This is a genomic window from Chryseobacterium sp. BGARF1, from assembly GCF_001677955.1.
Classification (GTDB): domain Bacteria; phylum Bacteroidota; class Bacteroidia; order Flavobacteriales; family Weeksellaceae; genus Chryseobacterium.
The window spans coordinates 1-1,263 of the sequence record NZ_LELA01000060.1 but is presented as its reverse complement, the minus strand read 5'-3'; the positions used below and the strand labels follow the sequence as shown (position 1 = coordinate 1,263).

The following is a 1,263-nucleotide window of genomic DNA, read 5'->3' as shown; positions in this document are numbered from 1 at the left end:
ATGTAATCTCACCCACTTTAGGCCCACTCAAAAGTAGAGTTTTTTGTTAATAATTGATTGTTGTCGTTGTTAAAATTTTGTTGGAATGTGGGAAACTCGTTGGCCGTAGCTTGGGCAAGTTTTCCATATTTCAACAAAAAATCCCTTGGTGTGAGGTATTGCAATGATTTGTGAGGCCGCTCATTGTTATACATCCACATCCAGATTTCTGAATAATTTCTCATCTGCCTGATGTCCTCAAAAAGATAAACATCTAAAAATTCTGTCCGAAAAGTCCTGTTGAATCTCTCCACCAAAGAGTTCTGCGTAGGTTTTCCAGGCTGAATATAATGAAGTGCAATCTCATTTTTATTGCACCAATCTTTTAGTTTTTCTGCAATAAACTCCGGACCGTTGTCAACTCTTATTTTTTCAGGTTTCCCACGCCAGTCGATCAGTTGCTCCAGTTGTGAAACTACTCTTGATGACGGTAAACTGGTATCGATGGTAATATTCAAAATCTCTCTGTTGAAATCATCAATAATATTGAGGCTTCTCACGCTTTTACCACATTCCAAAGTGTCGTGCATAAAGTCCATACTCCACGTTACATTGGGATAAATAGGTCGAAGCAAAGGCTCTTTTACCCTTGCCGGAAGTCGTTTTTTCCGCTTGCTTCTCAGATTCAGTTTCATCGATTTGTAAATCCTGTAAACCCGCTTGTGATTCCACCCGAAACCCAAGTTTCTCAAACGGTGATGCATCGTCCAAAATCCCCAGGTCTGATGCTGGTTTGCAAGCAAGAATAGTTCTTCCCGAATCTTGTCGTCTTCATTGTTTTTCTTCTTCTTGTAATAAAATACAGAACTGTTTATGAGAAAAAGTTTACACGCATTCCGAGTGCTTATACCGCGCTGTGACACGGAATAAACAACCAGTTCCCGTTTCTCGGAAGGTGTTAAAGCTTTTTTGCGATCACATCTTTCATCACCACATTTTCCAGCGTAAGTTCCGCTACGATCTTTTTGTATTGTGAAAGTTCCTTTTCAAGTTCTTTCATCTTCGAGAGTTGCTGCACATCCAATCCGCCATATTTGCTCTTCCATTTGTAAAATGTCGGCTGGCTGATGCCGTGCTCCCGACAGATTTCATTCACTGTCTTTCCTTGATTTTGCTCAGATAAAATCTTGATGATCTGAACTTCTGAAAATTTACTGTTTTTCATAGTCTTCCAAATTTAAAAACTATATTTTTAAATGATACGGTTTTTGGGGAAGATTACAA

The 1,263-nt window shown here is 39.0% G+C and carries 1 pseudogene; it reads right to left on the bottom strand.

Annotated elements, in window-relative coordinates:
- Positions 1 to 128 precede the first annotated feature (128 nt).
- Positions 129 to 1,204 (bottom strand): annotated as a pseudogene (locus tag AB671_RS21995) (IS3 family transposase); the annotation flags it as partial.
- Positions 1,205 to 1,263: the final 59 nt, after the last annotated feature.